The sequence below is a fragment of the Tsukamurella sp. USMM236 genome, from assembly GCF_037148755.1.
Lineage (GTDB): Bacteria > Actinomycetota > Actinomycetes > Mycobacteriales > Mycobacteriaceae > Tsukamurella.
The window spans coordinates 68,966-94,747 of sequence record NZ_JBBCSS010000011.1 but is presented as its reverse complement, the minus strand read 5'-3'; the positions used below and the strand labels follow the sequence as shown (position 1 = coordinate 94,747).

Annotated in this window: 26 protein-coding genes; 12 read left to right on the top strand and 14 right to left on the bottom strand. The window is 70.3% G+C overall.

Annotation, left to right across the window (positions count from 1 at the left end):
* The first annotated feature begins 453 nt into the window (after window positions 1-453).
* Window positions 454-705 (top strand): hypothetical protein, encoded by a 252-nt coding sequence (locus WFK95_RS24165; protein WP_336672234.1) that lies wholly within the window; start codon window positions 454-456, stop codon window positions 703-705.
* Here the strand turns inward: WFK95_RS24165 and istB are convergent.
* The 5 genes from istB to WFK95_RS24140 form a co-directional block, all read right to left on the bottom strand.
* A complete protein-coding gene (gene istB, locus WFK95_RS24160) occupies window positions 702-1,526 on the bottom strand; it encodes an IS21-like element helper ATPase IstB (RefSeq protein WP_336672233.1) in 825 nt (274 codons plus the stop codon). The genes WFK95_RS24165 and istB overlap by 4 nt on opposite strands.
* On the bottom strand, window positions 1,523-3,256 hold the full coding sequence (gene istA / locus WFK95_RS24155; RefSeq protein WP_336672268.1) for an IS21 family transposase: 1,734 nt from the start codon (window positions 3,254-3,256) through the stop codon (window positions 1,523-1,525). Before istA ends, istB begins: the two co-directional genes overlap by 4 nt.
* A 65-nt stretch (window positions 3,257-3,321) precedes the next feature.
* The gene (locus tag WFK95_RS24150) at window positions 3,322-4,449 is read right to left on the bottom strand and encodes a GNAT family N-acetyltransferase (RefSeq protein WP_336672232.1); all 1,128 of its coding nucleotides are present in this window, start codon (window positions 4,447-4,449) and stop codon (window positions 3,322-3,324) included.
* Window positions 4,450-4,911: 462 nt separating this feature from the next.
* A complete protein-coding gene (locus WFK95_RS24145; RefSeq protein ID WP_336672231.1) occupies window positions 4,912-5,883 on the bottom strand; it encodes a M56 family metallopeptidase in 972 nt (323 codons plus the stop codon).
* 56 nt (window positions 5,884-5,939) lie between these two features.
* Window positions 5,940-6,305, bottom strand: a complete 366-nt coding sequence (locus tag WFK95_RS24140; protein WP_336672230.1) for a BlaI/MecI/CopY family transcriptional regulator — start codon at window positions 6,303-6,305, stop codon at window positions 5,940-5,942.
* 284 nt (window positions 6,306-6,589) lie between these two features.
* Between WFK95_RS24140 and WFK95_RS24135 the strand changes: the two genes are divergently transcribed.
* Complete coding sequence (locus WFK95_RS24135; protein WP_336672229.1) at window positions 6,590-8,080, top strand: NlpC/P60 family protein; 1,491 nt, start codon at window positions 6,590-6,592, stop codon at window positions 8,078-8,080.
* A gap of 187 nt (window positions 8,081-8,267) precedes the next feature.
* Here the strand turns inward: WFK95_RS24135 and WFK95_RS24130 are convergent, their stop codons facing one another.
* Complete coding sequence (locus WFK95_RS24130) at window positions 8,268-8,603, bottom strand: hypothetical protein (RefSeq protein WP_336672228.1); 336 nt, start codon at window positions 8,601-8,603, stop codon at window positions 8,268-8,270.
* Window positions 8,604-8,841: 238 nt separating this feature from the next.
* On the opposite strand from WFK95_RS24130, the gene WFK95_RS24125 reads away from it, so the two are divergent.
* The 3 genes from WFK95_RS24125 (at window position 8,842) to WFK95_RS24115 (ending at window position 11,080) form a co-directional block, all read left to right on the top strand.
* Entirely contained in the window at window positions 8,842-9,816 is a 975-nt protein-coding gene (locus tag WFK95_RS24125; RefSeq protein WP_224645576.1) for an SDR family NAD(P)-dependent oxidoreductase, read from the top strand.
* A gap of 65 nt (window positions 9,817-9,881) precedes the next feature.
* Window positions 9,882-10,316, top strand: a complete 435-nt coding sequence (locus WFK95_RS24120) for an SRPBCC family protein (RefSeq protein ID WP_336672227.1) — start codon at window positions 9,882-9,884, stop codon at window positions 10,314-10,316.
* 47 nt (window positions 10,317-10,363) lie between these two features.
* The gene (locus tag WFK95_RS24115; RefSeq protein WP_224645578.1) at window positions 10,364-11,080 is read left to right on the top strand and encodes a DinB family protein; all 717 of its coding nucleotides are present in this window, start codon (window positions 10,364-10,366) and stop codon (window positions 11,078-11,080) included.
* 1 nt (window position 11,081) lies between these two features.
* Here WFK95_RS24115 and WFK95_RS24110 read toward each other — a convergent pair whose 3' ends face one another.
* Window positions 11,082-11,963, bottom strand: a complete 882-nt coding sequence (locus WFK95_RS24110) for an AsnC family transcriptional regulator (protein WP_336672226.1) — start codon at window positions 11,961-11,963, stop codon at window positions 11,082-11,084.
* A gap of 223 nt (window positions 11,964-12,186) precedes the next feature.
* Here WFK95_RS24110 and WFK95_RS24105 point away from each other — a divergent pair, with 223 nt between their 5' ends.
* The 3 genes from WFK95_RS24105 to WFK95_RS24095 all read left to right on the top strand — a co-directional run bounded on the left by WFK95_RS24105 (window position 12,187) and on the right by WFK95_RS24095 (window position 14,640).
* Entirely contained in the window at window positions 12,187-12,582 is a 396-nt protein-coding gene (locus tag WFK95_RS24105) for a YybH family protein (RefSeq protein WP_336672225.1), read from the top strand.
* A 219-nt stretch (window positions 12,583-12,801) separates the two neighbouring features.
* The gene (locus WFK95_RS24100; protein WP_336672224.1) at window positions 12,802-13,932 is read left to right on the top strand and encodes a purine-cytosine permease family protein; all 1,131 of its coding nucleotides are present in this window, start codon (window positions 12,802-12,804) and stop codon (window positions 13,930-13,932) included.
* A gap of 9 nt (window positions 13,933-13,941) precedes the next feature.
* Entirely contained in the window at window positions 13,942-14,640 is a 699-nt protein-coding gene (locus tag WFK95_RS24095) for a hypothetical protein (RefSeq protein WP_336672223.1), read from the top strand.
* Between the two features lie 17 nt (window positions 14,641-14,657).
* Here the strand turns inward: WFK95_RS24095 and WFK95_RS24090 are convergent, their stop codons facing one another.
* From WFK95_RS24090 to WFK95_RS24080, 3 genes are read right to left on the bottom strand one after another with little or no spacing between them, the layout of a single operon-like run.
* Window positions 14,658-16,139 carry a class I adenylate-forming enzyme family protein gene (locus WFK95_RS24090; RefSeq protein ID WP_336672222.1) on the bottom strand — a complete coding sequence of 494 codons (1,482 nt, stop codon included), beginning with the start codon at window positions 16,137-16,139 and terminating at the stop codon, window positions 14,658-14,660.
* The gene (locus WFK95_RS24085) at window positions 16,136-17,266 is read right to left on the bottom strand and encodes a DUF5938 domain-containing protein (protein WP_336672267.1); all 1,131 of its coding nucleotides are present in this window, start codon (window positions 17,264-17,266) and stop codon (window positions 16,136-16,138) included. The genes WFK95_RS24090 and WFK95_RS24085 overlap by 4 nt, the downstream gene beginning before the upstream one ends.
* 25 nt (window positions 17,267-17,291) lie before the next feature.
* Window positions 17,292-18,086 (bottom strand): SDR family NAD(P)-dependent oxidoreductase, encoded by a 795-nt coding sequence (locus tag WFK95_RS24080; protein WP_336672221.1) that lies wholly within the window; start codon window positions 18,084-18,086, stop codon window positions 17,292-17,294.
* 203 nt (window positions 18,087-18,289) lie between these two features.
* Here WFK95_RS24080 and WFK95_RS24075 point away from each other — a divergent pair, with 203 nt between their 5' ends.
* On the top strand, window positions 18,290-18,940 hold the full coding sequence (locus WFK95_RS24075; protein WP_336672220.1) for a TetR/AcrR family transcriptional regulator: 651 nt from the start codon (window positions 18,290-18,292) through the stop codon (window positions 18,938-18,940).
* A gap of 180 nt (window positions 18,941-19,120) precedes the next feature.
* Window positions 19,121-20,284, top strand: coding sequence for a hypothetical protein (locus WFK95_RS24070; RefSeq protein ID WP_336672219.1), 1,164 nt, complete (start codon window positions 19,121-19,123; stop codon window positions 20,282-20,284).
* A gap of 14 nt (window positions 20,285-20,298) precedes the next feature.
* On the opposite strand, the gene WFK95_RS24065 is transcribed toward WFK95_RS24070, so the two are convergent.
* Entirely contained in the window at window positions 20,299-20,892 is a 594-nt protein-coding gene (locus tag WFK95_RS24065) for a TetR/AcrR family transcriptional regulator (protein ID WP_224645587.1), read from the bottom strand.
* A gap of 182 nt (window positions 20,893-21,074) precedes the next feature.
* The gene (locus WFK95_RS24060) at window positions 21,075-21,218 is read right to left on the bottom strand and encodes a hypothetical protein (protein ID WP_336672218.1); all 144 of its coding nucleotides are present in this window, start codon (window positions 21,216-21,218) and stop codon (window positions 21,075-21,077) included.
* 129 nt (window positions 21,219-21,347) lie between these two features.
* Here WFK95_RS24060 and WFK95_RS24055 point away from each other — a divergent pair, with 129 nt between their 5' ends.
* Entirely contained in the window at window positions 21,348-22,238 is an 891-nt protein-coding gene (locus WFK95_RS24055) for a hypothetical protein (protein ID WP_336672217.1), read from the top strand.
* A 14-nt stretch (window positions 22,239-22,252) separates the two neighbouring features.
* Here WFK95_RS24055 and WFK95_RS24050 read toward each other — a convergent pair whose 3' ends face one another.
* Entirely contained in the window at window positions 22,253-22,846 is a 594-nt protein-coding gene (locus WFK95_RS24050) for a TetR/AcrR family transcriptional regulator (RefSeq protein WP_224645587.1), read from the bottom strand.
* 48 nt (window positions 22,847-22,894) lie between these two features.
* Here WFK95_RS24050 and WFK95_RS24045 point away from each other — a divergent pair, with 48 nt between their 5' ends.
* The gene (locus WFK95_RS24045; protein WP_224645588.1) at window positions 22,895-23,509 is read left to right on the top strand and encodes a DUF1345 domain-containing protein; all 615 of its coding nucleotides are present in this window, start codon (window positions 22,895-22,897) and stop codon (window positions 23,507-23,509) included.
* An 18-nt stretch (window positions 23,510-23,527) separates the two neighbouring features.
* Here WFK95_RS24045 and helR read toward each other — a convergent pair whose 3' ends face one another.
* Window positions 23,528-25,708 (bottom strand): RNA polymerase recycling motor ATPase HelR, encoded by a 2,181-nt coding sequence (gene helR / locus WFK95_RS24040; protein ID WP_336672216.1) that lies wholly within the window; start codon window positions 25,706-25,708, stop codon window positions 23,528-23,530.
* Window positions 25,709-25,782: the final 74 nt, after the last annotated feature.

The window sequence follows — 25,782 nt, the reverse complement described above, 5'->3', positions numbered from 1 at the left end:
ACAGGGGCGGTGTTCGCGAATATGAGCGTCGCTGGAGCTATCGTCTAGGGGTATCGGGGAGCGCCGTGCTGGGGTTGCGGAGCCAGGCCGAGATCGAGGCCTGGATTGCTGTCGTCCCCACGGCCCGCAGCTCGGCCATGATGTTCATCAAGTGGTGCGCCCGCCCACTAACGCGTGCATCACGCTCAAGGCGCTTTTCCCTCCGGCAAGCCGGTCACGTCGCCGCGGACCGGCCCCTCCTCGCGCGGTCCCGCCCCGTCTAGCTTGGCTTCGGGGCCTTCGCTGTGGGGTGGTGCAGACGGGTCCACGACTCGCGCGGAGTGGCCCTGTCGCCGAGGGAGGGTAAGGTGACGCCTTCGGAAACGAAGCCCAGGTGGCTATGTCAAGTTGATCTGGCCCCGGTAGGGCGGTTTCGTTCGGCCCCACCGGCGAATACGGTTTAGTCTTCTGGGCGTGGACGGGCGATCGAGGGTGCGCAGTGTGGTTGCGCCGACTGGTTGGGATCGCGAGTCGGTGCGTGCGTATGCCGAGTTTGTGATCGCGCGTGATGATCAGCTTGGTGATCAGGTGTCGGTGCGGGTGAAGCTGCAGGATGAGGAGCCGTTGCCGAATCTGACGACGCGGTGGACCGTGGTTTATGTCACTCACCAGAACCGGGCCTTGCGCCGGCATCTGTCGGTAGTCAAGGACGAACGCCGCGCTTAGCCTGCGGTGGCTGTTTCGGTGTGGGCGAGGCGGTAGCTGCGGGTGCCGGTTTCGATGATGGTGCCGCGGTAGGTCAGGCGGTCGACGATCGCTGCGCAGAGGCGGGGGTCGGTGAAGGTGTCGGTCCAGCCGGAGAAGGACTGGTTGGAGGCGATGGCGATGCTGTTCTTCTCCTCGCGTTCGGTGAGGACTTGGAAGAGCAGTTCGGCGCCGCGGCGGTCGAGTTCCATGTAGCCCAGTTCGTCAATGATGAGCAGGTCGACGCGGCCGTAGCGGTTGATGGTCTTGGCGAGCTGTTTCTCGTCAGCGGCTTCGACCAGCTCGTTCACCAGTTTGGTGGCGAGGGTGTAGCGGACTCTAAAGCCTTGTTCGGCGGCGGCGGTTCCGAGGCCGATGAGTAGGTGGCTTTTGCCGGTTCCGCTGTCGCCGATGAGGCAGAGCGGCAGGCCGTGGCGGATCCAGTCGCCGGTGGCGAGTTGGTGGATGGTGGCGGCTTCGATGTCGGGGTTGGCGTCGAAGTCGAAGTCCGCCAGCCACTTCTCCCGCGGGAACCCCGCGGCTTTGACGCGGCGAACGGTAGATCGCCGGTCGCGGTCGTCGACCTCGGCGAGCAGAAGTTCGGCGAGGAATCCCTGGTAGGACAGTTGCTGCTTGGCCGCGGCGGTGAGGTGCTGGTCGATCATCGACCGCACTGTCGGCAAGCGGAGGCGTCGGCAGGCCTGGTCAACGGCGGCGAGGGCGGCTTCTTCGGTGAGGCCGCCGCGTCGCCGCAACGACGGGGCCAGCGCATTCGTCTGGTTCTTAGTGGCGGTTGCGGTCATAGTCGGGTGGGCCTTTCGATCGGTGGTGGGTCCACCGGCGCAGGTAGCGCGTCGGAGGCAGTGCGTCGCCGGTGCTGCGGGAGCAGGCGGTCGTAGGCCGTAACGCTGGGCAGCGGTCGCCGGTCGGGTGGCAGGCCGGCGATCACCGCAGCAGGGTCGGCGAGGCGTCGTTGGGTGAGGCTGACAACTCGTTGCTCGCGTCGTTCGGCATGGCGATCGAGATGACGGCCAGCGTTGGCCCCACCTGTCTGGTCGGCCGCGGCCGAGGCGTGCGTGAGCACGAGGGCTTCGGCGCGGCGGGCCTCCACTGCGACAACCTCGGCGGTCACCGCCCCGACCCGCAGTGCAGCATCGATGCCGGCGATCACCGCAGCTGCAGGCAGTGTGCGGTGCAACAGCAGGACGTCGATTAGCTCGCTGGTGCCGTCGGTGTCGCCGTTCACTCTTCGGGCAGCGGCCCAGAACGCATCATGCGCGGGCGTGAACACCCCAGCGGCGCGGGCCTGCGCCAACGCCGTCGAGCCCGGCAGGGCACCGGGTTTGAACTTGAGGACCTCGAGGTAGTGATCGAGGTCGATCTTCGCGATGCCGCGGCCGGCGACCCGCGGATGCCGAGCGACCAGGGTTCTTCCGTCGTAGACCAGCAGCTGCGAGGCCTGCAACGAAACCCGGACCCGGCGGCCGATCAGGTGCGCCGGCACCGAGTAGCGAACCATCCGAACGGTGATCATCGCCGAGCGGTCCACCCGCGGGGTGAGGATCAGACCGGGATCGAAGTCCTCGTCCGGGAGCGGAGCTAACGCGGCGCGATCGTGTTGGTAGTCCTGGCCGATGGTGCGCAGTCGTCCGTCGATCCGGCGGCTCTCGTCGCGGTCCTCCCAGGCTTTGATCTGCTCGTTGAGCTCATCGAGCGAGTCCACCTGCGGCATCGGGGTCAGCCGGTTGCGGCGAAACCACCCGACCTCGCCCTCAACGCCGCCCTTCTCATGCGCGCCAGCGATGCCCGGTTGGCAGTAGAACGGATCGAAGCCGTAGTGCGAGTGAAACAGCGTCCAGCGCGGGTTCTCCTGTCGTCGCCGGTCCCCGCCCTGCAGCACGGCGACCACCGCCGAGGTGAGATTGTCGTAGCGGATGTGCCGGGTCGGGACCCCGCCCAACTCACGGAACGCCTCCACATGCCCTTCGAGGAACGCTTCCTGCCCGCCGGTCGGATAGACCCGGTGAATGGCCTTGCCCGAATGCGAAAGCCGGTAGACGAACATGTGGCACTTGGTCTTCACTCCGCCCAGGATCACCCAGACCTCGCCGAAATCGACCTCCGCCTCCGCCCCGGGCGCGTGCTCCTGCGCGATGAACACCTCCCGCCGGCGGCCGGCCTCCACCTCGATCTGCGCCCGCCGAACACGCACGTAATCCCGCACCGTCGAATACGACAACTCAGTCGCGTCGTGCTCGATAGCCAGGCGTTCCCGGATCCGCGTCGCGGTGTGCCGCTGCTTACGTGGGGCCTGAAGATCCGAGCGCAGCATCGCATCGATCGCCGCCTTGAACGGATCCAGCCGAGGGGACGAGCGCTCCGGCCTCTTCCGCGGCGGCGGCTCCGCAGAAGCCAGAGCCTGCCGCACCGTCCGGCGGTGAACCCCATGCTTGCGCGCCAACGCGCGAATACTCATGCCCTCAACCCGGGCGTCCCGCCGGATCTGCGCGAACAGCTCCACCTTCGATCCCATCATTAGCCACCACCTGCTTCGGCTCGCAAAACTCAGTTCACGAGCAACCATCAGGTGGGGCCAGATCAAACCGTCGCAACACCACCGGCGAGTCGCAAACGGGGCCAGATCAAGCCGTCGAGCCGGGGCCCATTCAAGCTGTCACAACCACCCAGGTCGAGGAGGGCAGCGACGGCGGGACTGTGCCTTTCCGCCAGTGCCACCGTCAGGCGTCGGGTGGCCTGATTCTCCGCAGCTTCGCGGCACGCCACGGCGAGGACCGCGCTCGCCGTCTCCGAGTCGATGTGCGGGTGCAGACGATCGATGATTGCTGTGGTCGAGCTTCCGTGATCGATATGGACACCGACGTCCCCGACGGGGCGGCCGTCGAACGTCACCGAGTATTCGTGCCCCCTGTAGTGGAATCTGACCTCGTGGCCGTGCTCGGTGCGAGTAGGACCGATGACGCATGCCGGGGTCGTCGGCGTGGCGCGGAGGGTCCGTGCACGCGTGCGCAATCGACGCACCTTATGCCGGATCAGCCCGAGCGCCGCCGCACGTGACACGCGGTCCGCGGGTCGCGGCGCCAGCGGTTCCGCGCCGATCGTGGAGATGATCGCGGCCAGTCCCGCACGGGAGGCTTCGGTGTTCGAGAGGTAGTGGATCGAATGGTCGGCTGCCCGGCCGTCGTACTCGCGAAGCTGACGCAGCGTCTGCAAGTGAGTGAACCCGACTGTCTCAGCGAGGGCGATCGGCGGGCGATTGTGCACCGCCATCGGCGCGATCACATACGGGAGATCGGGATGGGCGTTCAGCATGTCGAGGACGCAGGCGGCGGTGAAAAACGCTGTGACCTCGTATGAATTCGGTAGTCCAGCGACCCAGACCGATGCTTCGGCGTGCCCTGTGCGGGGGTCCTGCCCGGCCCATACCTGGTAGCCGACGACGGTGTCCTGTGCTCCGTTCGCGACGGTGAGGACGCGTGCGATACGCACGTCGGGGTCGTGGATCGACCTCCACCAGATCGCAGCCCACGCAGCCGGAGAGTGTTCCTCGTCCCAATCGCCGTCTGGGCTGCCGAACGCTGGACGCAGCCGGCTCTCGTTCTCGAGATTGGTGCGCCGCCACGACTCAGCGTCCGCGAGCCGGGGCGCGCGGAGTTCGATGATGTGCCCACCGATGCGGTATCTTCCGGCGTTCGAATGCCCAGCCACTCCGCTATGCTACTGCAAATTACTGCTAGTGAGGCGAGCCGGAGTGCGGATTGGCAAGCTGTCGGAGAGTTAGACGCGATCCTTGCCGAGGAGCTCCGCGAGGTCGGCACGAACTGACCTCGGTATCCACGGTCATGACTGACGGAGATAGTGTTCGCGATTTTCTGCGTCACCGCGGCGTCGGTGGATGATGCTGGTGTCCTGGGGCTGAAAGGGGTTTGAGCGGCCGCGGAGCCTGTTGATGCCTGGATCTGGATCGTCATCGATGTCGAAGGTGGACCTGTTTGCGGCGACCGCCGTGACCTGCGCGACGGATTGTCGCGGCGGTCAATTCGAGCGAAGTGCCAGGTCAGCTGGCACACTGTCGACGAAGCCGCCTGGGTCGGCGTGGCCGACTGACACAAGCGTGATCCACGCCGGCAGTCGAGGGTCGACCAGTGACGGCGCCGTCGGTGCAGAGGGCTAGAACGCTGGGCAGGATATTGCGGATACGACGAGGGCTGCAAGCGCCACCGTAGCGGCCGATCCGAGCGCGGTGGCCGCGGCGACAGTGCCGCAGTGCCGCACGCGAGCACCGCGGCTTGCTGCGGGGAGCTGTAGGCGGCGGGCCCGCGCCGAGGTCGAGGTGGTCGCCATCGCCAGAGCAGGGCCCCGCCCTGCTGTCTCGGACCATTGATGCACCGATTGCGCGGCGGCCATCTGCAGCAGCGCCCGGCGTACCGTGGCAGCCCCGTGCCGACGTGCTGCTGCTCCATCAGCGATGGCCTCGACCAATTCCCGCACGGCGCTTGGGGCCTGCCGGCACAACGGGATCGGGCGCAGGACCTGCCCGATGACCTCAGTGATGGCAACGATCAGGTGGTGGCGACCGCGGAGGTGCGCGTGCTCGTGTGCCAGCACGGCCGCCAGCTCGGAGGGCGCCAACAAGTTCTGTAGGCCGCGAGAGATGACCACCATCCCGCCGCTGGGTGCGGCGATGGCGAATGCCAAGGGGGCGTTGTGCTCGAGGCACCATACTCGGCCGTCCCTGGTGGCAGGACTGGCCACCAGCCTGATTCGGTCGCAATGCAACGTCGCGACTGCCCGCCGGCGCGTGAGGACGAAAACGCAGCGCACGCCGGAGATCACGACGGCGCCAGTAATGAGCGCAGCTAGTGCGGCGCCGGTCGCCCGGCGTCCCTGCGGCACGGTGCCATGGACCGCCAGGGACCAGCAGTCCCCGAACGCAGTGGTTACCGAGTAATCGGCGTGCAGCGGCAGCACCAGTGCCACGATCGCCAACACCGTCAGCAGTCCAAGCACAGCCAGCGCTCCCACCCAGCCGATGAGCAGGGCAACCGGATCGAGCCGCGTACGGCCCGCGCGGGTGAGCAGCACAGGCCCGGCGGCCGCGATCGCGGCTGCCGCGACGACCAATGCTGCGAACACCGTCATCGTGTACTCATTCCCTTCATCCGGATCCGGATTCGGATCTCGCGCACGGGCTTAGTCTATTGCTGCCGTGACCGACGGCGCAGGGCCCGCCGGATGACCTTGGATTCCTCGTCCGAGGCGGACTCGGTGAAGTGCAGCAGCACTGCCTCAGGATCGCCGGATGCGTCCAGCACCTCACGCAACGCCTGGGTGGCAGCTTCCGCGCGGCTGAGTGTCGGCTCGTAGAAGTAGGCCTTGCCGACCTTCTCGCGCTGGACCCACTGCTTGCGGTGGAGGTTGTCGAGAACTGTCATCACCGTGGTGTAGGCGAGCGCTCGCCCGGTGTCGAGGGCGTCGACCACCTCCTGCACCTTCAAGGCGTGCTCACTGTCCCAGAGCACTTGCATGACCGCCGATTCCAACTCACCAGGCAAGGGTCGCACTCCTCCTTAGTACTATCGTGGATAGTAGCAGGATCTTGATTGAATCTTGAATACCGCAGGCCAACCCCATTGTAGGTGGCTGTTAGGGCTCTGCATCTGCTCGATCACTGCTTCCCTCTGTGGCGTCTGTGACGTACGGTTCGGATGGTACTCAAGGGGTGCTGGTGCGACGCGTCAGACCTTCGCGTAAAGAGATTGCGCACCAACAATATTCCATGTCTGCTCCCCTCGCGTGGGCACAACCTCCCCGCGGGAGTCGGTCGGCTCGTTGAAGGAGATGTTCCGTGGTGAATCAGCATCGATGGGCGTCTGGAATGCAGCGGACAGCGGCGGTGACGATCGTGGCGGCGATCGTGGTCGGCGGAGCGGATCCTGCGTGGGCGCGGCACGTGGGCGACGACCCTCGGGCAGGTCACTCGGTGGCGGTGGTTCCTTCGTTGATCGTGCGCCTTGCGGACTTTGATCAGCAGATCGCGGCGTTGCAGAACGACGTTGATATTCGGCGGCAGTCAGTCAACAAGACGGTGATCGACGTGGCGTTGGCCGCCGACGCTGCGCGAGCCGCGACGAATGCGGTAGTGGTTGCAGATCGGGAGGCCGTGGCTTCCGACCGGGCCGTGGATGCTGCTCAGCGCAGACTCGATGAGATGCTCCGTGCCGCCTACATGCAGGGGAACACCTCTGGCGGGGTCGCGGATGCTCTGACCGCCCCGGATGGGCAAACGGCGGTAGACCGCGCCGCGGTTCTTCGGCGCGTTGCTGCCGCCCAGGCCGGTACCGTCACCGGCCTCAACGACGCCCAGCGGCGGGCGCGATCGACCCGCGATGCTGCGCGGATCGCGAAAATCTCTGCGGATGCAGCGGCTGGCGCGGCTGCCGACCGCCGCACCCGCGCACAGGGGGCGGTGGCCCAGACCCTGCAGGCGCTGCGTTCGGCAACCGATCAACGCCGACGGTTGGATGTGCGGCGACAGACCGCCGCGAGGGCGCTCGCCGAGGCGAAGGCGAAGTCCGGGGATACCGCAGGTCAGCAGCGGATCTACGACCAGTACATCGTCAGCGAACAGCAGACAGTGACGGTGCCTTCCTCGCAGCCGGCTCCTGCACAGGCGGCACCGCCGAACGCAGGCGCACCCACGGCGGCTACTTCTGCGGCACCGGCAGTGTCGGCGCCCGGGGGACCACCGTCGGCCGCGACCGCAGCGTCGTCGTTGCTGGGCCAGCTGAGCAGCCTGTTCGGGTTCGCGCCGCAAGCGCAGACCGCATCCCAGGTCCCGGCTCAAGCGGCAGCTCAGGAGCCTGCAGTCCAAGCGCCGGCCACGCCGGTGTCGGTCGCGTCGATGTCGGGCAAGCAGATGATTGACACGGTCATTGCCCGGGGCCTGTCGGTGGTCGGCACCAGATACTCCTGGGGGGGTGGTGACATCAACGGCCCCACCGTCGGGGTCCGCGACGGCGGCGTTGCCGATACCTTCCGTGACTTCGAGAACCCCGGATTTGACTGCTCGGGCCTGACGCTGTTCGCATTTGCTGCCGTCGGTATCAAGCTCCCGCACTACAGCGGCTACCAGTACAACATCGGCCAGAAGGTTCCGCTCGCTGAGATCAAGCGGGGTGACCTGATCTTCTTTGGCCCGGATGCGAGCCAGCACGAAGCGCTCTATCTGGGGGACAACCAGATGCTTGAGGCACCCGAGTCCGGATCGACAGTCAAAGTATCGCCGCTGCGCACTGACGGCGCGATGCCCTACGTGGTCCGGCTGATCAATTCGTAGCCACAGTTCTAGGTGCGAATCGTCGAACGTTGTGGGAACGGTGCTGCTGCAGGGGTGGGAGTCCGGCGGCGGCCCGAGTGCTGTGGTGGAAATGCCATGTTGCTGGGACTGACGAGATGCCAACTCCGTGGGACTGCGTGATGCAGTGCAGGTGAGAAGGGTGACAGTCGCCAAGTGGGTCGGGACCCTACACCTGCCTTCCCGACCCGGATCGTCTAGTCGTCGGTCCCCCGTGCACCGTTCGCGACTCGCCGGCTCGGATCAGGACTTTCGCGCCGCTCCCAGCACGCAGCGCCTGGATGGCTTCGACGGTGAGGTCCAGGTCCGTCTCCCGGACCCAGCCGGTGAGGTCGTACAGGCCGGAGGCCATCGCGGTGATCACCTCGTCGAACCCCTCGTGCGTGTAGCCGACGGCATCCACGACCTCGGTCTCGGCGAGCATGAGCTGCGTCGGCTGGAACTCGATCGCCTGCTCGTAGAACGCGAGGACGACCACGCGGCCGCCGGCGGACAGGCAGGACACGCCGAGGACAACGCGGACCCGCCCCCGCCGCGGCGATCGCCACGTCCGCCCCTCCGCCCTCGGTGAGCGCCGCGGCTGCGGTGGGGAGATAGCTGGGGATCGAAGTCCGGTCGGGCAGAGCCGTCGAACGGCGGCCGGGAGATCACATCGTCCCCTGAGCGCAGGCGATCCATCCGGATGGCCGACGGCGACGAATACAGGGTGTCCGGATAGTCAGCGGATCGACGATGGGGTTCACATGACCAGTGGGCGCAGAGGCCCGAGACTGAGGTTGTTCGATACGGCACTCGACCGATCGATCGTGTTCGGATACTCGAACATCGGCTATGCGCTGCGCAGGTCTCGGTGGGACGACGGCGATCCGCCCCCTCGATCACTGACCGGGCGCACCGTCGTCGTCACGGGAGCCACGTCGGGCATCGGGGCCGCGATCGCGCAGCAGGTCGCGGACCTGGGCGCGAAGGTCGTGATCATGGGACGGAACAGTGCGCGCGCCGAGGATGTTCGGGACCGCATCGTCCGGCGCCGGCCGGATGGGACCGTCACCGTCGAGCTCGGTGACGTCTCCGACCTCGACGCGCTGCCCGATGTGGCCGAACGGCTCGCGACGCACGGCGTCGATGTGATCGTGCACAACGCCGGCGTGATGCCGCCGGAGTGGACGGCCGCGAGCAACGGTCACGAGCTCTCCCTCGCGACGCACGTGCTGGGGCCGATCCTCCTGACCGATCTGCTGGAACCGCAGCTGGCGGCCGCCGCAGACGCCCGCGTGATCTTCATGTCGTCCGGAGGCATGTACACGGCCGAACTCCCGACGGACGATCTCGACTACCGCAGCGGTGAGTACAAGGGCGCCGTCGCGTATGCACGGAGCAAACGTGTCCAGGTGGCGATGGTGCCGATCCTGGCGCAGCGGTGGGAGTCGGCAGGCGTGACCGTGGCGGGGATGCACCCCGGCTGGGTGGCCACCCCCGGAGTCGCCGATTCGCTGCCCGGCTTCACCACGGTGGCGGGCCCGCTGCTGCGGAAAGCGGATCAGGGCGCCGACACGGCGGTGTGGCTGGCGGCGACGACCCCGAAGCCGGCGAACGGCAGGTTCTGGCACGACCGTGCAGAACGGCCCGAGCATTACCTGCGGCGCACCGAGTTCAGCGAGAGCGACCGCCGCGCCGTCTGGAGCGACGTGCGCTCCTTCGCAGGGATCGCTCCCTGACCGGCCACTCCGCCCGCCGATCCGAGCTCGCAGACCCAGCTCGCACACCTATGGAAGGACACAGCGTGATCACAAAGCAGCACACCGTGCACACCTCCGCGCCCGTGGACGTCGTCTTCACCTACCTGGCCGACTTCACCAACGCTCAGGAGTGGGACCCCAACGCCGTGAGGGTCACGCGCCTCCTGGGGAACGGTGGCGTGGGTTCGACGTACCGAGTCACGAGCAGGTTCGCCGGTGCGACCACCGACCTCGACTACGAACTCACCGATCTCCAGCCCACGTCGCTGATCCGCCTGAGGGGCCGTAAGAGCTCAGTGACCGCGGTCGACACCATCTCCATCGCGCCCGAGGAGGCGGGCAGCGCCGTCACCTATGCGGTGGAGTTCACCTTCCACGGCCTCCTCCGCTTCCTGGAGCCGGTGCTCACCCTCGCCGTGGACAAGCTGTTCGTCGACGGCGCCGAGGGATTGTCGGCGAACCTCGACCAGCTCGCCTGATTCCAGACGGCCACGGCGAAGCCGGCCGCGGGCATACGATGCGCATCATGGTCCGGTACGTCGACGAGGATCTGCGCGGAGCGGAGTTCCGCGAGTGCGACCTGTCGGGGGCGCGGTTCGTCGGAGCCGTCATGCAGGACGTCGTGGTCGACGGCCTCGTCTCCGGTCTCGTGGTGAACGGCGTCGACGTCACCGAATACGTGGAGTCTGAGCTCGACCGGCGGTATCCGGTGCGCGCCCTGATCCGCTCGGAAGAGCCCGCCGACCTGCGCCGTGCGGCGGCGACGCTCCACGCCGACTGGGCCGTGACCGTCGAGCGCATCCGCCGCGCCCCCGGCCTCGAGCGCCGCACCGTGCGCGGCGAGTGGTCGGCGGCGCAGACGCTGCGACACCTGGTCTTCGTCCACGACTCCTGGTTCCGTCGCTGCTGCCTGGGCTCGCGTGACACCTTCACACCGATGGGGCTCGGCCCGGAGATCGCCCCCTACCGCGGGGCCCACGGGCTCGACCTCGCCGCGGACCCGCGCTTCGACGAGGTGGTCGGCGCGCGCGACGCCCAGGCCGCCGAACTCGAGGGCTGGCTCGACGGGGCCACCCAGGAGCAGCTCGCGGCGCCCGCGCCCGTGCCCGACGACGACGTCTGGCCGCCCTACGCGCGGGGCCGCTCGGTGGGGCAGTGCCTGCGCACCGTGCTCACCGAAACCTTCGAGCACCACCGCTACTGTGTCCGCGACCTCGACCTCATCGAGGCCGAGGCGCACTGATTCACTCGGTCGCGCCCAGCGACGCGTACGACTCCTTGACGAACCGCAGGTGCGACCACGTCTCCACTCCGGCGACGGAGGGCAGCGAGCGCACTGCGTCGACGGCGTCCGCCAGCCCGGTCGCCGACGGGGCGCGGACCGTCGCGAGCAGGTCGAAGGATCCGACGGTGCGGGCCAGGAAGCTCACCCCGGGCACCGCGGCCGTGTCGAGGGCCGCGTCCCGCGCGTCGCCGCGCACGTGGATCCCCATGCCCATGGCATGCTCCGCGCCGCGGCTGACGATCGGGCCGATCCGCACCACGGACCCCTCCACCAGGCGGAGGACGCGGCGCCGCGCCGCGGCCGCCGAGAGCCCGGCCGCGGCGGCGAGCCGCACGTACGACGCCCGGCCGTCGCGCTCGAGGACCTGGAGGAGAGCGAGGTCGGCGGAGTCGAGGTGTGCCGTCGCCTCGCCCACCGGCCCGACCGCGTCCCGGATCACGTCGCGGTAGGCCAGGGCATCGACCCGGGCCACGCCGGGCAGTCCGCGGAGCGCGGCGAGGGCCGCGTCCACGGTGTCATCGGAAGCCGCGCGGACCTCCGCCGCCACCGCGAAACGGCCGGTGGTGAGCGAGACGTACACGACCTCCGCGCGCGCGGCGACCGCCTCGGCGACGGGCGCCGCGGCACCGTCGACCTCGATCCGGGCGTAGCAGATCGATCCCCGGCCGAGCACCGACGGATGCACGACGCCCTGCACGGTGAACGCCCCGGAGTCGAGCAGGCGCCGCATCCGCGCCGCGACCGTCGCGCGGGTGGTGCCCGCAGCGGTGGCGAGTTCCCGGTGGCTCAGCCGGCCGTCGCGGCTGAGCAGTGCCACCAGGGTCCGGTCGACCTCGTCCATGGATTCCTCCCGAAGTTCGCCCACCGCGCTTTCGGAGTGAGATGTCGTACAGATGATGCACCGGAGATTCGCATTACGCAGCATCTGGCGCACATTCATCGCATCGAGCGCGCAGATCATGCGTCAACGCGTTCCCCTGCGGAGCGAACTGCTTGCGGAGGCCTGTGATCGGGCTTACAGTTGGCCGATCCGGAGCCGGGAACCGCAGGTCAGGAGGCTGGACATGCAGATCACGATCCCCGAGGGCGAGGTGCTCGCGGCGGCCGATCGGATCATCGAGGCCTTCGCCGCGACGAACACCGAGGGCTACTTCGCGGGCTTCCACCCAGCGGCGACCTTTGTCTTCCACACCGAGCCACGCACGCTGGCCGACCGCGCGGAGTACGAGCGGCTCTGGGCCGGCTGGGTCGACTCCGGCTGGCACGTCGTCTCCTGCGAGAGCAGCGAGCGCCTCGTGACGGCCGTCGGCGCCACCGCCGTCTTCAGCCACGCGGTGCACACGGTGACGCAGGACGGCGACGGCACCCGCACCGAGACCCGCGAGCGCGAGTCGATCGTCTTCGCCGCGACGCCCGACGGTGCGCTGATCGCAGTCCACGAGCACCTCTCGGCCGCCTGATGCTGCGCTACTACCGCCGCCTCGACGCGCACCTGCACGCCGGCGCCGACGACGGGACGCCCGTGCGGGGCGACCTCAGCGGCGGACGGGTCTTCGCCATCTGGCTCGCCGCCAACCTCGTGGTGACCACCATGCTGACCGGCACGTTGTTCGTGCCGGTCCGTCTCGCTGAGCAGCGCCCTGGTCCTGATCGTCGTCGGCACGGTCGTCGGAGCCCTGGTGCTCGTCGCCGTCGGCAACGTGGGAACCCGCACCGGGCTGCCGACGATGGCGCTCACCCGGGCGTCCTTCGGCGTGCGGGGCAGCCGGATCCCGGTGGCCGCCAACATCGCCGTGCTCATGGGGTGGAGCTGGGTGCAGGCGATGCTCGCCGGCGTCACCGTGAACTACGTGATCGAGCAGCAGACCGGCTACTCGAACCCCGTGCTGTTCTCGGTGCTGTGCGAGGTGATCGTGGTGTCCCTGGCGATCTTCGGCCACGCCGGCATCGCCAAGGTGGAACCGATTCTGGCCGTGGTGATCCTGGCGATCATGGCCTACCTGTTCATCGACATGTTCGGCGACGGCTTCGCCCGCCTGAACGCGCTGCCCCGCGACCCCGAGGGCCTCAGCGGCCTCGGCATCTTCGACATCGTGGTCGCCACGGCCATCTCGTGGACGGTGCTCTCGGCCGACATCAACCGGTTCGCGCGGAGCGAGCGCGGCGGCGTGATCGGCTCGGGCCTGGGTTACATCGCCTCGACGGTGGCCGCGATGGCCCTGGGCGCCACCGCGATCGCGTGGCTGCTCGCGAACGGCACGGACGCGCCGCCCTTCGACCCGACGGTGATCGTGGCCGAGTTCGGCGTCCCGCTCGCCGGCGTCGTCTTCTTCTCCGTCATGGCGACCAATTCGATGGCCGTCTACGGGATGGTCACCTCGCTGGTGAACGCCGAGCCGGGACGCATCCGATTCCTGCCCGCCGCACTGGGACTCGGCGTGATCTCGATCGCGGGGTCGGCGTGGCTGGCGCTGCTCGACAAGTTCACCTCCTTCCTCACCGCCATCGGCATCGTCTTCATCCCCGTCTTCGCGATCATCGTCGTGGACTACTACCTGCTGCGGCGGGGGCGATACGCGGCGTCGCTCGCCGAGGCCGGGTCGCGCGACTACTGGTACCGCGGCGGATGGAACCCGATCGCGGTGACGGTGTGGATCGTGGGCGTCGCCTTCTCCTCGGCGATCACCTACCTCTGGGTGAGCCCCGTGGGCGCCACCGTCCCGACCTTCCTGGTGAGCGCGGGCCTGTACTGGGTGGCGAGCGTCGCCGTCCGCGGCCGGTCCACGACGGAGGACCTCGTCGCGGGCTAGTGTCGGACCATGACACCGGCACGTGGTCTCTGCGCGATGCTCGCCCTCGGTGCGATGGCCCTGGCGGGCTGCGGAAGCGGATCGGGAGCCGACGGGAGCGCGGCACCGTCGAGTTCCGCGTCCGCGCCGGCGGCTTCATCGCGGCAACTCGTGCTCGCGGCCGCCGATCTTCCGTCGGGGATGTCGATGGCGGACTTCGCGATGGACGACGACGTCGTCCGCGCCGTGCTCGAGCCGCTGACGGGACAGCGGCCCACGGGCACCACGTACTCGCCGTCCGCGTGCGCGCCGGTGTCGATGTTCGACGGTGCCACCCAGCCCGCCGCCTCCCTCGCCGGGGTCGCGGCGGGCGAGGGAGGCGGGCGGTCCACCTTCACGGAAGCCGTCGTCGCCCGCCGGCCCGACATCGCCGCGGTCGCGGCCTACGTCTGCCGGTGCCCGATCGTGGTGCAGAACGACGGGGGAACCCCGTTGACCACCACCTTCGCGGTCCGCGACGGGGACCGGGGCCGAGCGGACCAGTTGCTCGTCGTCGAGGAGACCCCGGACGATCCGCTCTCGAAGCAGCGCGCCCTCGTGGCGTACGCCCGCGTCGGCGACTACGCCGTGTGGGCGCGGCTGCGGGCTTTCCAGGGCGAGAGCGTCGACCGCGCGCAGTTCGACCGGCTCGTCGCCGCGGCGGTCGACAAGGTCGCCCGCTCCGCCTGAGCCCGCGCGCCCGAACCCTACGCCTGTGCCCGGTCCCGCTGCCGCAGCGTGGGTTTGTCGATCTTCCCGACGGGGTTCTTCGGTATCTCGTCGAGCAGGATCAGGTCGACGGGGACCTTCACCTTCGCCAGCTCCCCGCGCAGGCCGTCGAGCAGCTCGCCGGCGGTGACCGTCGCGCCGTCGCGGAGCGAGACGTAGGCGACGGGCACCTCGCCGAGCACCTCGTGCGGCCGCCCGATCACCGCGGCCTCGAAGACCTGCGGGTTCCGGTACAGCTGGGCCTCGATCTCCTTGGGATAGATGTTCTCGCCGCCGCGGATCACCATGTCCTTCACGCGATCCACCAGCCGCAGGTAGCCGTCCTCGTCGAGCAGTCCGACGTCCCCGGTGCGCAGCCAGCCGTCGACGATCGTCTCGGCGGTGGCCTCGGGCCGGTTCAGGTACCCGGCCATCACCACCTTGCCCGCGATGAGCACCTCGCCGGTCGCGCCAGGCGCGACGTCGCGGAGCGCACCGTCGACGATGCGGATCCGCTGGCCCGGGAGCGCGGGCCCGACGGTGCCGGGCTTGCGCGGCCCGTCGAGCGGGTTGATCGCCGACGCGGTGGTGGTCTCCGACAGCCCGTAGCCCTCGACGATCGGCACCCCGAAACGCGACTCGAACCGCTCGATGAGGTCGACGGGCATCGGTGCGGCGCCGCAGATCCCGAACCGGAGCGATGACGAATCCGGGCGCACCTCCTCCGGCAGCGCGGTGAGCATCGCGTAGATCGCGGGCACAGCGGAGAAGTAGGTGGGACGGTGCCGCTCCACCGCGGGGAAGAACTCCTCCGGCCGGAACCGGCTGACGATCGTCGCGCGCCCGCCGGCCCGCAGGGGGCTGAGCGTGCCGAGCACGACGCCGTTGGCGTGGAACAGCGGCAGCACCAGCAGGCTGTGATCGCGCTCGGTGAACGCGAAGTGCTCGATGAACGAGGCCGTCATCGCCGCGATGTTCCCGTGGGTGATCATGACGCCCTTGGGTTTCCCGGTGGTTCCCGCGGTGTAGATGAGCAGTGCGAGATCGGAGGGCCGCACGGCGACGGCTTCCACCGGCTCGCCGTCGGACACGGCGAGGAGCTCGTGGCACGCGACCGCGGCGACGCCGTCGGGGGTCTCGGCGTCGGCCTCCGTCACCAGCACGCGGGCGCCGGCGTCGGCGGCCTGGTAGGCGATTTCGGGGGGTGCGAGCGCGGGATTGATCGGGGTGGCCGCTGCGCCGAGGCGCCACGCGGCGAACAGGGCGACCACCAGCTCGACCCGATTGGGCAGGAGGAGTCCCACCACATCGCCACGGGAGACCCCGTACTCCTCCAGCCGGATCGCCGCGGTGCGGACGGCCGCGGCGAACTCGGCGTTCGACAGGTCCAGCCGGTCGTCGGCGAGGGCGGGGGCCGCCGGTGCCCGCGCCGCCCGGGTCTCCGGGAGGGCGGGCACCTCGGGCAGGTCGCGCACCGTCATCGATGCACCGTGACGATCGGCTCGGAGATGAGGCCGAAGGTTCGCAGCACGCCCTCGAGCTCGCGGTGGCCGAAGGCCTGGCACCCCGAGGCGAGGCCGACGCGCTTCGGGGGCTGCTGCAGCAGCGAGTACGCGGCGTAGGCCTGCAGCAGGCCCGTCTGCTTGTAGTTGCTGTTGCCGTGGATCACGACGTGCGAGCGGCCCAGCGGGCCGGAGGCGTGGACGGAGTCCAGCGACTTGTTCACGCGCGGATTCTCGCGCGGCGGCATCGAATTCATGACTTGGGCGGCGACGGCGTCGAGGGCGTCGGCGCGGTCCTCGGGCGACATGTCCTTCGTGGCCTCCAGCGCGTCGGCCACGATCACCGGCACGTTGTTCATCAGCGCCGCGTTGAAGACGCCGCCCTGCGCCTTGCAGTTCGCGACGCGCGGATCGCGCTTGAACCACACCGGGTGCGAGGTGCCGCCCCACGGCAGCGACTGCGCCAGTTCGTGCTGCCCGGGCACCGACAGGGGCACCAGGCCCTGCATCGGATCGAACGAGACGTACTGGTTCTGCTCGAGGTAGAAGGCGTCGCCGCCCGCCGCGTTGACGAGGATCGTCCGGGTGGAGGCGATGGTCGGGCTGCCGCCCCAGAAGACCGCGATGTCGAGGGTGTCGAGTCCCGGTGTCTCCAGAGCGATCTGGACGGCGATTTCGCCCGTCGTGTACATCTGGGCGATGCCGGGAGCCAGCAGGAGGCCGGCCTCCGCGTACCGCTCGTGGAAGGTCTCGTCGAGGTGGATCAGCCAGTCCTGCTCGCCGGTGGTGTCACTGTAGTGCGCGCCCGCGTTGAGGGCGGCCTCGACGACGGCGTCGCCGAACTTGATGAAGGGCCCCACCGTGTTCAGGACCACCTTGCTGCCGCGGAACAGCTCGGTCAGGGAGTCGACGTCGTGCTTCACCTCCACGATCTCGTAGTCGGCCGTCTCGATCCCCGCGACGTGCGCGTTCATCGAGTCGGTCAGCTTGCCCTCGTCGCGGCCCGCCGCGGTGAAGGGCACGTTGTACTCGCGCAGGTACTCGCAGATGAGGCGGCCCGTGTAGCCCGAGGCCCCGTACACCACTACCGGCTTGTTGCTCATGATTCTCCTTCGTCCTGAGAGGTTTTCGTTACATGCCCATGCCGCCGTCGACGGGCAGTCCTGCCCCGTTGACGAAGCGGGAGGCGTCGGATGCGAGGAAGACGACCGCGTCCGCCATGTCCTGGACCTCGCCGAGCCGGCCGCTGGGCGTGAGGCCGACGACCGCCTCCACGGCCTCCTCCGGCGAGCCGAACAGCCCGATGTTCGCCATGTCGACCGCGAGGCCGGTACCCATCTCGGTGGGAACGAGGCCCGGGTAGATGCAGTTCACGCGCACGCCGTAGCCGAGCTTCCCGGCCTCCATGGCCGCCACCCGCGTCATCCGGTCGATGGCCGACTTGGTGGCCGAGTAGATCGCGATACCGGGGAAGGCGATGGTCGCCGCGACGGACGCGACGTTGATGATGGCCCCGCCTGCGCCCGCCGCGCCGCCGGGGCGCAGGGCCCGGAGCCCGTGCTTGAGGCCGAGGGCGGTACCGAGCACGTTCACGTCGAGCTGCCGCCGCACGTCGTCGACGGAGATCTCGGTGAGCAGGCCCGTGATCTCGACGCCGGCGTTGTTGACCACCACGTCCAGCCCGCCGAGCTGGGCCACGGTGGCGTCGATGGCGGCGGACCAGCTCTCCTCGGAGGTGACGTCGAGGTGGACGGAGCCGCTCCCGTCGCCCAGCTCCTTCGCGACGGCGACGGCGCGGTCGGCCTGCACGTCGCCCAGCATCACCCGGGCGCCGGCGGCGGCCAGCGCGCGTGCCATGCCCTCGCCGAGGCCCTGTGCCCCGCCGGTGACCAGGACCCGCCGGCCGGTCAGATCGAATGCGCTCACGACTACTCCCTTGCTCGAGGTGGATCGGACTTCGGTGCGGCCGACTCTGTGGCGACCATCACATCGCAGAATTTAGACGACTGTCAAGGAAAATGTTGGACAATCGTCAAGAGAAATTGGTGAGGGTGTCGCTCCGGTCCGCGGCACGGGGGTTATCCTGGGACGATGCCGACGAATCGTCGGCCGGCGGAGAGGAGTGCGGGGTGACCGAGGTGATCGCGCAGGCGACCGCGCCCGCCGCCGTGGGCGCCACCAAGCACGCCACGAAAGTCGCGGCCAAGCGCGACGAGCTGGCGCGCGCGGCACTCAAGACGCTCTCCGAGCTCGGCTACGCGCGCACCAGCCTGCGCGAGATCGCTGCGAACTCCGAGTACAGCCACGGCGTGCTGCACTACTACTTCGCCGACCGGCTCGAGCTGATCGCGCACTGCGTCCACCTCTACAAGGCCGAGTGCATCGCCTCCTACGACGACGTCCTCCGCGCCGACGACGACGCGCCCGGGCTGCGGACCCGGTTCGCGGAGCGGCTCGCCGCGACGATGGAGCACGACCTCCCGACCCACAAGCTCTGGTACGACCTGCGCTCGCAGGCCATGTTCGAGGCGGCGCTCACCGACGACGTCCGCGAGATCGACGGCTCTCTCGAGGCGATGATCTGGCGGGTCGTGAGCCGCTACGCCGAACTCGCGGGCGGCGCGCCGCTCCTCGATGCCGCCGGCACCTACGCCGCGCTCGACGGCCCCTTCGAGCGTGCCGTCCGCCGCCGGGTCCTCGGCGATGAGACCGCCGCCACCGTGCTCACCGCGCAGGTCTTCGCCCTGCTCGACGCCCTCGTCGTCCGACCGGCCGGCTGAACGGGGCCCGACCGCGAACCCGGCGACGGGCGCCGAACAACAGCTCCCCGGGGCGGCCGAGCACACCTGCGACCTGGAACGGCAGGTCAAGGCGCGCAGCATTTTTCGGTGTGATGTATCAACTTCGTTAGCCCGAGATCAGACCCGGCTCGGCCGCCGACTTCTGGCTACCATCGCGTTGTGATCAATCCAAGTGCGCGTTCCCGAGGTGGCGCGAGTCACTTCGCCGGACGGCTGGCCCGCGCCGCCGCCGGGTCCGGAATGCTCGCCGTCTTCGGGGCGATGACGGCGGGTGGTGCGGTGTACGCGCTCGGCGGAACGCCGGCGCAGGAGCCGGTCCCGCAGACGCCTCGTCAGCCGACGGTCGCCACCGCTCCGGGACCGTCCGCCTCCGTCGCACCGCCCACGGACCCGGCGCGGATCGCGCTCAAGGCGGCGGACGACTCCCGCACCATGTTCACCCTGCTGTCCAACGCGGTCACCACGTCGACGGCCGGGATGTCGACCGCGATGGCGGGAGTTCCGCAGGTCTTCGACAGCGTGACGACGGCCCGAGCCGGCGCCGATGAGGTGGCCGCGGGCCTCGCGGAGACCGCGACGGCGTCGGCGGCCCTGGACCAGGTGTCCGCGTCGGCGAAGTCGTGGTCCGGGACCATCGGAGAGCTGCAGAGCCTCTCCGGGATGGCGGTCTCGATCCGCACCAACGCGGTGCAGCTGCGCACGCGACTCGTGGCGCAGCCGACCCCGGATGCGGCGGCGACCGTCGCGCAGCTGGACCAGCTCATCGCAGCGACGGACGGACTGTCGGCGCTGGGCGCCGCGGACGGCCTCGCCACCTCGCTGACATCGCTGACGCAGGCGGCGTCGTCCTCGTCGACGTCGCTGGGCCGGGCGCGCATCGCCGCGCGGTCACTGCGCGACGGGCTCGCGACGATCGAGAAGGCGCGACCCCAGGCGCTGGCCGCGACGACGAACCTCTCGACCGGTCTCCGGCAGCTGGACGTCGCACTGCGGTCGATCGACGCGCAGCTCGCGCTGGTACAGACGAAGCTCCGCGAGTCGGTGGACAACGGCTCGGAGACGCCCGCGCTCGTCGCCTCCCCGGTCGATCCGGGCACGCGCTGGGCGTGGTCGCTCTGCGCGGCCGGTGCCGCCGGGGCGATCCTTTCCCTCGCGGGGTTCGGGCGGCCGCGCCCGGCGCCCGCGCCGCCGCAGACGGCGGCACCCCTCGCCGATCTCGCGCGGGCGATCAGTGAGATCCCCACTCCGAGCCACGGGTTCGCGCGGCCCGACTCCGCCCACACCGACCCCTGGCTCCCGGTGCAGTTCTCCCGCGAGAACTGAGCGGGCGCGCGCGGTCAGCGGGTTGCCGGACCGCCCGGTTCGGGATCGTCGAGGGCCGAGCCGAGCGCACCGTCGGTGAAGGTGCGGAAGGCGAAGGCCAGGGTCTCGAGCGATTGCAGGGTGCCGCTCTCGTAGCCCACCAGCAGGTACAGCGCGGTGGTGGCGTACTTCTCGGCGAGCTCACGGTCGCCGATCACCTCGGTGTAGGTCTCCGCGATCACATCGCGCCGTTCGAGGTCGACCTCGGCCTGGTGCCGCGCCACCTCCGGATCGTGCGCCGCCCACACGCGGATCGCCGCCTCCGTGGCGTGCGGCAGCGTCAGGCCGACGTGCGTGAGCGACATCAGCCGGTCGTAGGCGTCCGGCACCTGGCGGGCGGCCTCGATCAGCCGGTCGCTTTTGGTCTGCCGCCAGTACGTGATCAGCGCCGACGTGAACTCCGGCCAGCTCGGATACGCGTGGTAGAAGCTGCCGGTCGACGATCCGGCCTGCTCGCACACCGCGGCCAGCTTCAGCGCCGCGTGCCCCCGCTCGGCCAGGACCGCCAGCCCCGCCTCGAGGAAGCGCAGCTGCACGTAGCGCGACGGGCTCGAGCGGGCGGGCGGCATGCGGCGATGGTATCCGCCGGGCGCGGGGTGCCGTGGAAAGCTGAGCGCATGCGACGCTCGGTACTGGTCCCCCTGCTCGAAACGGTGCTCACGCTGCTGGGCCTGGCGTGGCTCGCCGCGGTGCTGGTGTTCGGCAGTTCCGCCGTGCCCCTGCTCATCGTGTGGAACGTGGCGGCCGTCGCCTACGTGGTGGCCGGCTGGTTCCTGCTGCGCCGCCGGATCCCCGCGGGCGAGGACGATCCGGACCTGATGTCGGCGCCGCGCTGGCAGACCACGCTGTTCGCGGCGGTGGTCAGCGGCTCCGGCCTGGTGGGCGGCCTGCTCATGATCGCCACCCGCGCCCGCAGACGCCTCGTCAGCCGACGGTCGCCACCGCTCCGGGACCGTCCGCCTCCGTCGCACCGCCCACGGACCCGGCGCGGATCGCGCTCAAGGCGGCGGACGACTCCCGCACCATGTTCACCCTGCTGTCCAACGCGGTCACCACGTCGACGGCCGGGATGTCGACCGCGATGGCGGGAGTTCCGCAGGTCTTCGACAGCGTGACGACGGCCCGAGCCGGCGCCGATGAGGTGGCCGCGGGCCTCGCGGAGACCGCGACGGCGTCGGCGGCCCTGGACCAGGTGTCCGCGTCGGCGAAGTCGTGGTCCGGGACCATCGGAGAGCTGCAGAGCCTCTCCGGGATGGCGGTCTCGATCCGCACCAACGCGGTGCAGCTGCGCACGCGACTCGTGGCGCAGCCGACCCCGGATGCGGCGGCGACCGTCGCGCAGCTGGACCAGCTCATCGCAGCGACGGACGGACTGTCGGCGCTGGGCGCCGCGGACGGCCTCGCCACCTCGCTGACATCGCTGACGCAGGCGGCGTCGTCCTCGTCGACGTCGCTGGGCCGGGCGCGCATCGCCGCGCGGTCACTGCGCGACGGGCTCGCGACGATCGAGAAGGCGCGACCCCAGGCGCTGGCCGCGACGACGAACCTCTCGACCGGTCTCCGGCAGCTGGACGTCGCACTGCGGTCGATCGACGCGCAGCTCGCGCTGGTACAGACGAAGCTCCGCGAGTCGGTGGACAACGGCTCGGAGACGCCCGCGCTCGTCGCCTCCCCGGTCGATCCGGGCACGCGCTGGGCGTGGTCGCTCTGCGCGGCCGGTGCCGCCGGGGCGATCCTTTCCCTCGCGGGGTTCGGGCGGCCGCGCCCGGCGCCCGCGCCGCCGCAGACGGCGGCACCCCTCGCCGATCTCGCGCGGGCGATCAGTGAGATCCCCACTCCGAGCCACGGGTTCGCGCGGCCCGACTCCGCCCACACCGACCCCTGGCTCCCGGTGCAGTTCTCCCGCGAGAACTGAGCGGGCGCGCGCGGTCAGCGGGTTGCCGGACCGCCCGGTTCGGGATCGTCGAGGGCCGAGCCGAGCGCACCGTCGGTGAAGGTGCGGAAGGCGAAGGCCAGGGTCTCGAGCGATTGCAGGGTGCCGCTCTCGTAGCCCACCAGCAGGTACAGCGCGGTGGTGGCGTACTTCTCGGCGAGCTCACGGTCGCCGATCACCTCGGTGTAGGTCTCCGCGATCACATCGCGCCGTTCGAGGTCGACCTCGGCCTGGTGCCGCGCCACCTCCGGATCGTGCGCCGCCCACACGCGGATCGCCGCCTCCGTGGCGTGCGGCAGCGTCAGGCCGACGTGCGTGAGCGACATCAGCCGGTCGTAGGCGTCCGGCACCTGGCGGGCGGCCTCGATCAGCCGGTCGCTTTTGGTCTGCCGCCAGTACGTGATCAGCGCCGACGTGAACTCCGGCCAGCTCGGATACGCGTGGTAGAAGCTGCCGGTCGACGATCCGGCCTGCTCGCACACCGCGGCCAGCTTCAGCGCCGCGTGCCCCCGCTCGGCCAGGACCGCCAGCCCCGCCTCGAGGAAGCGCAGCTGCACGTAGCGCGACGGGCTCGAGCGGGCGGGCGGCATGCGGCGATGGTATCCGCCGGGCGCGGGGTGCCGTGGAAAGCTGAGCGCATGCGACGCTCGGTACTGGTCCCCCTGCTCGAAACGGTGCTCACGCTGCTGGGCCTGGCGTGGCTCGCCGCGGTGCTGGTGTTCGGCAGTTCCGCCGTGCCCCTGCTCATCGTGTGGAACGTGGCGGCCGTCGCCTACGTGGTGGCCGGCTGGTTCCTGCTGCGCCGCCGGATCCCCGCGGGCGAGGACGATCCGGACCTGATGTCGGCGCCGCGCTGGCAGACCACGCTGTTCGCGGCGGTGGTCAGCGGCTCCGGCCTGGTGGGCGGCCTGCTCATGATCGCCACCCGCGGCGACGAGCCGGATCCCGTGCTCCAGCCCGTCGCCGCGGCCACGGTCCTCCTCTCCTGGCTGCTCCTGCACACCGCGTTCGCCCAGATCTACGCCCGCGACTACTTCTCCGCCGGCGGCTTGCAGTTCCCGGACTGCGAGCGCCCGCAGCTCACCGAGTTCGTCTACTTCTCCATCACGATCGGCACGTCCTTCGCGGTCTCGGACGTCACCGTCACCCGGCGTTCCACGCGGCGGCTGGTGATCGTGCACAGCGTGCTCAGCTTCTTCTTCAACGCGGCCGTCGTGGCGATCGCGCTGGACTGGATCAAGAGCGGAGGCTGAGCCCGTCGCGCCCCGGCGTCAGGACGCGGCGACGGGGCTCCCGAGCCCGGACAGGCACGCCGGCAGCGGCGCGCGGTGCAGGACGCCGAGGCGCTGCGTCGCGCGGGTGAGCGCCACGTAGAGCTCCGCCGCACCCCGCTCGCCGTCGGCGAGGATCGCCTCGGGGTCCACCACCAGCACCGCGTCGAACTCGAGCCCCTTCGTCTCCGAGGGCGGGACCGCGCCCGGCGTACCGTCGGGCCCGATGACGACGGACGTGCCCTCCCGCCCCGCCTCGTCGCGGGCGAACTCGTCGATCGCCCCGGCGAGACCGTCGCCGGTCACCCGCCGCGCCCACGGCCGGACCCCGGAGGCGCGCACCGACTCCGGCGGCACGGTGCCGGGCGCGAACTCCGCCAGCACGTCCGCCGCCACCGCCATGATCTCAGACGGGGTGCGGTAGTTCACCGTGAGCGCGGTGTACGCCCACCGGCCCGCGACGTACGGATCCAGCATCTCCGCCCACGAACGGGCGCCCGCGGGCGCGCTGCGCTGCGTGAGGTCGCCGACCACCGTGAACGAGCGGGACGGGCAGCGGCGCATCAGCACCCGCCAGTCCATCGCCGAGAGCTCCTGCGCCTCGTCGACCACCACATGCCGGTACACCCAGGTGCGGTCGGCCGCAGCGCGGTCCACGAGATCACGAGTATCGCGCTCCTCGAAGCGTTCGGCCAGGTCGTCGGCGTAGAGCAGGTCGGTGGCGAAGAGGTGGTCCTCGTCGTCCATCGAATCCGCCCGCGACACCAGCGAATCCAACACGCCCTCCGCGAACTCCGCCTGCTCGCGCGCGGCCCGCGCCGCGGAGTCGTCCGGGACCTCGTGCGGGCCGAGCAGCTCCGCGAGCTCGTCCAGCAGCGGCACGTCCGAGACGGTCCAGGCGGCACCGTCGGACCGCAGCAGCGACGGGTCCGCGCCCGCCGCGGCCAGCCGCTCGGGCGAGCTCAGCAGGTCCGCGAGCAGCGCCTCGGGGGAGAGCACGGGCCACAGCCGGTCGACGGTGCGCCGGAACGTCCCGTCCGCCGCGAGGTCGGCGAGCATGCCGGCCCGCATCTCCTCCCACGCCCGCGTGTCCTCGCGGCGCAGCCACTGCTTCCCGATCCGGCCCAGCGCCCGCTCGGTGATCGCCCAGGTCAGCACGTCGAGGAAGACGGTGCGCGCCTGGTTGTGCGGCTGCCCGCTGTCGCGCGCCTCGTCCCGGGCCCAGCCGACCACGTCGGCCTCGATCCGCACCGTGGCGTCGCCGAGCCCGATGGACACGGGCGTCTCCGGCAGGGTGGAGAAGTCCGCGACCGCGGCGGCGAGCACGTCCGCCATCGCGGCCGCGCCCTTGATCCGCGCGACTGCGGGCGTGTCCTCCGAGCCGGTCGTGACGCCCGGGTAGAGCGTCGCCGGGGTCGCGAACACCACGTCGGATTCGCCGAGCGAGGGCAGCACCCGCCCGATGTGCCGCAGGAAGGACGTGTTCGGGCCCACCACCAGCACGCCGTGCCGCTCGAACCGCGCCCGCTGCGTGTACAGCAGGTACGCCACCCGGTGCAGCGCCACCACCGTCTTGCCGGTGCCGGGGCCGCCCTCGATCACGGTGACGCCCGGATTGTCGGAGCGGATGATCCGGTCCTGATCGGCCTGGATGGTCGCGACGATGTCGCGCATCCCCTCGCCGCGCGGCGCGTTCACCGCGGCCAGTAGCGCCGCGTCGCCGCGGGCGTCGGCGCCCGGGCGGCCCAGCATCTCGTCGGTGAACGCGGTCAGCGCGCGGCCCTCGCTGAGGAACTGCCGCCGCCGGTGCACGCCCTCCGGGTGCGCGCCCGTCGCGGTGTAGAACGGCCGCGACGCCGGGGCCCGCCAGTCCAGCAGCAACTCCTCCTCACCGTCCTCGTCGTCGAACAGGCCCAGCCGCCCGACGTACCTCGTCCCGACGGTGCCGCCCGGCTCCCCGTCGAGCCGGCCGAAGGCCAGCCCCTCCTCGGCGACGCTCAGCCGCCGCACCTCCCGCGCGGAGGTCATCACGTCGCCCTCCCGGTCCACCGCCCGGCCCTCGTGGTCGCGCAGGGCGTCCGTGTAGCGTCGCCGCGCCCGGTCCCGTTCGGCGTCCAATCGCGCGTACAACCCCGCCACGTACTCGCGCTCCGATGTCAGCTCGTTCTCGTATTCAGACATGCACCCACCTCGACAGAAATCGGATCCGGCCAGCGAGTATGCGCCCTCCACGGGGCCTTGCGGCAAGGCCCGGG